7 protein-coding genes are annotated in these 5,328 nt (G+C 61.4%); all 7 read right to left on the bottom strand.

The window, feature by feature from the left end; all coding sequences use genetic code 11:
• On the bottom strand, positions 1-232 hold a 232-nt coding region (locus AB4Z11_RS21785), incomplete at its 3' end, for a GNAT family N-acetyltransferase (RefSeq protein WP_442027620.1).
• A gap of 9 nt (positions 233-241) precedes the next feature.
• Positions 242-1,204 carry a GNAT family N-acetyltransferase gene (locus AB4Z11_RS21780; RefSeq protein WP_442027619.1) on the bottom strand — a complete coding sequence of 321 codons (963 nt, stop codon included), beginning with the start codon at positions 1,202-1,204 and terminating at the stop codon, positions 242-244.
• Positions 1,192-1,728: a helix-turn-helix domain-containing protein gene (locus AB4Z11_RS21775; RefSeq protein ID WP_442027618.1), complete on the bottom strand. Its 537-nt coding sequence runs from the start codon at positions 1,726-1,728 to the stop codon at positions 1,192-1,194. The genes AB4Z11_RS21780 and AB4Z11_RS21775 overlap by 13 nt, the downstream gene beginning before the upstream one ends.
• Before the next feature lie 112 nt (positions 1,729-1,840).
• Positions 1,841-2,851, bottom strand: coding sequence for an anion permease (locus AB4Z11_RS21770; RefSeq protein ID WP_442027617.1), 1,011 nt, complete (start codon positions 2,849-2,851; stop codon positions 1,841-1,843).
• Between the two features lie 15 nt (positions 2,852-2,866).
• Positions 2,867-3,493, bottom strand: a complete 627-nt coding sequence (locus AB4Z11_RS21765; protein WP_442027616.1) for a DUF47 domain-containing protein — start codon at positions 3,491-3,493, stop codon at positions 2,867-2,869.
• 56 nt (positions 3,494-3,549) lie between these two features.
• A complete protein-coding gene (locus tag AB4Z11_RS21760) occupies positions 3,550-4,950 on the bottom strand; it encodes a replicative DNA helicase (protein ID WP_442027615.1) in 1,401 nt (466 codons plus the stop codon).
• A gap of 86 nt (positions 4,951-5,036) precedes the next feature.
• On the bottom strand, positions 5,037-5,328 hold a 292-nt coding region (rplI, locus tag AB4Z11_RS21755), incomplete at its 5' end, for a 50S ribosomal protein L9 (RefSeq protein ID WP_442027614.1).

Here is a 5,328-nt window from a genome sequence, read left to right as displayed (position 1 = left end):
GGTGGCTGGGCAGTACGGCCACGTCGCAGAGATAGGAACAATCCATGCCATCGGCCAGCGCACGCCCCGCGCCAACCAGCTTGCCGTCGTCGTAAGCGAACAGCTTGAACATACTGTTGGAGAAGGTCAGCTTCAAACGCGGCGGGTCCTTGGGGCCGAGCGAAGCGTAGTAGAGAGCGGACAGTTCTTCCCAGTCCAGCGTATTGGTCGTTTCAATCCAGCTGATGGCCAACTTGGTCTCCTAGAGCTGTTTTTCAAAACACGCCGCAGCGTCGTTAYCGGCATAATGACCGAAGTTGGGAATGCGCGCATAGCCGCGGCCCATATAGAAGCTCACCGCACGGCTATTCACCACGCGCGTTTCGAGCCGCAGCGCGCGGTAGCCCAATGCACGCGCTTCCGCCTCCAGCCAGGACAGAATGGCGCTGCCTATGCCGCGCGAGCCGTCGCGGGCATATATGCGCTTCACTTCCGCGACGCCTTCCGCCAGCGGACGGAAAGCGCCGCAGCCAAGCGCCCTGCCCTGCGCATCACGCGCCACGGCAAAGCGCGCTGACGGACCGCGCACATCGTCGGCGCTGAACAGCGTGCGGCCGCTGTCGCCGGTGATCAGCTTGAGCGTGACGTTGAGTTCCTCGATCATCTGCGCGGCATCGTCGCCTTCCGGATCTTCCGCCGCCACGCGCGGCAGCAGCTTGTACATGAAGGTGGTTGCGCCCAGCGTGCCGTCGGGCATGGTGGCATATTGGGGAATGATCCCGCATTCCTGGTAGCCCAGCTTGAGGTACATCTGCTCGGCGCCATAGCCGGTGCAGGTGTCCAGTACGATCAAGGAGCGCTGCTCCGTGCGCGCGATGGCTTCCGCATGCAGCATCAGTGCTTGCGCAATGCCCTGGCGGCGCATGCGCGAATGCACCAGCATCTTCGCAATCTCGGCGCGGTGGCGGCCGTTGGGCATGCCCGCCAACACCAGCTGCACCGTGCCGCAGATGACACCGGCATCATCACGCACGGCGAACAGGCGGCGTTCGCGGCGTTCGACAGCCGGCACCAGGCCAAGCCAGAACGCAAGCGCTTCGGCTTCAGGGAACGGCAACTCAAAACCGACGCTGGCCCCGTTCAGCACACAATCGCGCAGCACCTCGGCCAGTTCATCGGCGTGGGCGCGCAAGCCCGCGGCATCAAGCTCAATTATGGTTCGCATATCGCAATCAGGTAATGGGCCGCGYGCGGGCCGGGACAGGAAAAGCGCGTGGCGCCGTAAAGATGGAAGCGCAGCATGTCGCCCTTGTGCAGGCGATGTTCGACGCCATCCACCGTGAAATCAAGCACCCCGCTCAGCATCCACATATGCTGCTCCATGCCGCGCACCGGCGGCTGCGGATAGTCGATCACCGCACCGGCCGGCAGGCGGCCTTCAATCAGTTCGGCCTTGAAGCCGCGCGCAGGCGGCGAGATCATGCGGCGCACGAAGCCGGTGTCCGGATCGTGCCATTCGGATTGATCGGCCGCGCGGATCAGCTGCACGGGCTGCACTTCCACTTCCGCAATCAGGCGCGACATCGGCATGCCGTACACCGCGCACAGCTTGCCCAGCAGCGCTGCGGTTGGACTGGATTCGCCGCGCTCCAGACGCGACAAGGTGGCGCGGCTGATGCCGCTGGCTGTGGCCAGCTCTTCCAGCGACATGCCGCGCTCCTCGCGCAACGCCGCCAGCCGCTCAACCAATCGATCTTCAAATGAATTTCCCATATAAGAGAATATATCTCAAATATGAGAACATCGCAAGAACGAAAAAAAGGGACCCGCAGGCCCCTTTTCTTGCGCGCCGCAGCGCGGATTACATAATGTGCTTACCGACCCACCACGCAATCGCCGCCACGAAGGCCGATGCAGGAATGGTGAAGATCCAGGCCCACACGATATTGCCCGCAACGCCCCAGCGCACTGCCGACATCTTCTGTGCCGAGCCTACGCCGACGATAGCGCCGGTGATGGTGTGCGTGGTCGAAACCGGCACACCCCAGAAGGATGCCATCAGCAGCGTGATCGCGCCGCCGGTCTCCGCGCAGAAGCCGCCAACAGGCTTCAGCTTGGTGATGCGCTGGCCCATGGTCTTCACGATGCGCCAGCCGCCGAACAGCGTGCCGAAGGAGATCGCGCCGTAGCAGGCGATGATGACCCAGGTCGGTGGCGCGGAATCGGTCGCCGACACGTGGCCGGTCGCGATCAGCAGCATCCAGATGATGCCCATGGTTTTCTGTGCGTCGTTGCCGCCGTGGCCCAGCGAGTAGCTGGCTGCCGAAAACAGCTGCAAGCGGCGGAACCAGCCGTCGATCTTGCGCGGCGTGGACTTCACGAACACCCACGACACGATCAGCATGATCAGCGAGCCCAGTACAAAGCCCATCAGCGGAGATACCACGATGAAGATCACGGTCTTCAGCAGGCCGCCGCCGACCAGCGAGCCGGTGCCCGCTTTGGCGACGGCTGCGCCAACCAGGCCGCCAATCAGGGCGTGTGAGGACGACGATGGAATGCCGTAGTACCAGGTGATCACGTTCCAGACGATGGCGCCGCACAGGGCGCCAAAGATCACGTAATGGTCGACCACCTGCGGGTCGATGGTTCCTTTGCCGATGGTGGTCGCCACCTTCAGGCCGACCACGAACACTGYAACGAAGTTAAAGAAGGCGGCCATGGCCACGGCGGTCTGCGGCTTCAGCACACCGGTCGAAACGACGGTCGCAATCGCATTCGCTGCATCATGGAAGCCATTCATGAAGTCAAACACCAACGCCAGGAAGATCAATAAGCACAGGGCGTAGATGCTGATTTGTAAGGTCTGCATGGATGGTCTTTATTCTTATGCGTTTTCGACGATGATGCCTTCGATGATGTTTGCCACGTCCTCGCAACGGTCGGTAACGGTTTCCAGGATTTCGTAGATGGCCTTCATCTTGATCAGGTTGCGCACGTCCGGTTCATCGCGGAACAGCTTGGACATGGCAGCGCGCATCACGTGGTCGGCGTCCGATTCCAGGCGGTCGATCTCTTCGCAGATGCTGACGATCTGGCGCGCGTTGTCCATGTTCGACAGCAGGGCCACCGCGTCCTTGACCTTTTCCGTGCAGGCCAGCACCAGCTCGGCCAGGCGCTTGGCTTCCGGCGTCACGGAATGCAGGTCGTACAGCGACACGGTCTGGGCAGCGTCTTCCATCAAGTCCAGGATGTCGTCCATCTTGGTAATCAGCTTGTGGATGTCGTCGCGGTCCAGCGGCGTGATGAAGGTCTTGTGCAGCAGGTCCACTGCAGCGTAGGTGATCTTGTCAGCCTGCTTCTCGATGCTTTCGATCGCATGCACGCGATTTTCCAGGTCATCGAAATTAGTCATCAGGCCCACCATTTCTTTGGCGCCCTTCACGCACAGTTCCGCGTGCTGGTTGAACATGTCAAAGAACTTGCCCTCGGTGGGCATCAAACGTCCAAACATTTTTTTTCTCCGTTGGTTGATTCATTGCGGGCCGCAGAGCGCAGCCCCTGGCTTTATCAGTCGCCCTGGTAGATCGACAGATTGCCGGTGTAATTGCCAAACTTGGTGTACGCACCGATCCAGGTCAGGCGGATGGCGCCAATCGGACCGTTACGCTGCTTACCGATAATGATTTCAGCAGTACCTTTATCCGGCGAGTCGGGGTTATAGACTTCGTCGCGATACAGGAAAATAATCACGTCCGCGTCCTGCTCGATAGCGCCGGATTCGCGCAAGTCGGACATCACGGGACGTTTATTGGGGCGTTGTTCCAGCGAGCGGTTCAGCTGGGACAGTGCGATGACGGGGCAATGCAGCTCTTTCGCCAGGCCCTTCAGCGAACGCGAGATTTCGGAAATCTCCGCCGAGCGGTTGTCGCCCGGCTGGCTGCCCTGCATCAGCTGCAGGTAGTCGACCACGATCAGACCCAGCTTGCCGCATTGGCGGGCCAGGCGCCGCGCACGGGCGCGCATCTCGATCGGGTTCAGCGCCGGCGTTTCGTCGATAAACACCTGGGCTTCGTTCATCTTCTGGATGGCGGCGGTCAGGCGCGGCCAATCCTCGTCGATCAGCTTACCGGTACGCAGGCGGTGCTGGTCCAGCTTACCGACGGAACCCAGCATACGCATGGCCAGCTGCACACCGCCCATCTCCATCGAGAACACGGCCACCGGCAGGCCGGCTTCCACTGCGACGTTTTCGGCGATGTTCATCGAGAAGGCGGTCTTGCCCATGGACGGACGGCCTGCCACCACGACCATGTCGCCCGGCTGCAGGCCGGAGGTCATGCGGTCCAGATCGATCCAGCCGGTTGGCACACCCGTCACTTCCGAGGTCGTGTCGCGCGAATACAGTTCATCGATACGCTCGACCACCTGGGTCAGCAGGGGCTGCACCGGCAGCCAGCCGGCCGCACCACGCGAGCCCTGTTCGGCAATTGCGAAGATCTTCGCTTCGGCCTCGTCCAGGATCTGCTTCACTTCCGCGCCTTGCGGATTGAAGGCCTTGCCCGACACTTCGTCGGCCACGGTAATCAGCTTGCGCAGCACGCCGCGGTCGCGCACGATCTCGGCGTAACGGCGGATGTTGGCGGCGGACGGCGTGTTCTGCGCCATCGCGTTCAGGTAGGCCATGCCGCCTACCTCCTCGGCCTTGCCCAGCATCTGCAGGGCTTCTGCCACGGTCACCACGTCGGCCGGCTTGCCCGAGTTAATCAGGCGAACCATCTGTTCGAAGATGATGCGGTGATCGTAGCGGTAAAAATCTTCCGAACGCATCAAGTCCGCAATACGGTCCCATGCCGCGTTATCACGCAGCAGGCCGCCGATGACAGATTGCTCTGCCTCGATGGAGTGCGGCGGGATTCGGAGGGCATCGACTTGCGGGTCGGCGGATGGAGCGGGATTCATGGCGCGCATTATACCTGCTTCGAGGATGATCAAACTTACTGGCAATAAAAAAGCCGGGCGCTGCCGCCCGGCTTTTCTATTTGTACAACAATTACTTAGGCAGCTTCGCCAACCACGGCAACGGTTACTTCCGCCAGCACGTCGGTGTGCAGGGAAACAGCAACCGGGAATTCGCCAACGGTCTTCAGCGGGCCGGTCGGCAGGCGCACGGCAGCTTTTTCCACGGCGAAGCCAGCTTTGGTCAGGGCTTCAGCGATGTCGAAGTTGGTCACGGAACCGAACAGACGGCCGTCCACGCCAGCTTTCTGAGCCACGGTCACGGTCATGCCGTTCAGCTTTTCGCCTTGTGCCTGGGCAGCAGCCAGCTTGGCAGCAGCAGCTTTTTCC

Origin of the sequence: Pseudoduganella sp. RAF53_2, assembly GCF_052113985.1 — a bacterium.
GTDB lineage: Bacteria > Pseudomonadota > Gammaproteobacteria > Burkholderiales > Burkholderiaceae_D > Rugamonas.
The sequence above is the reverse complement of the archived record's forward strand: the minus strand, read 5'-3'. Positions and strand labels throughout refer to the sequence as shown.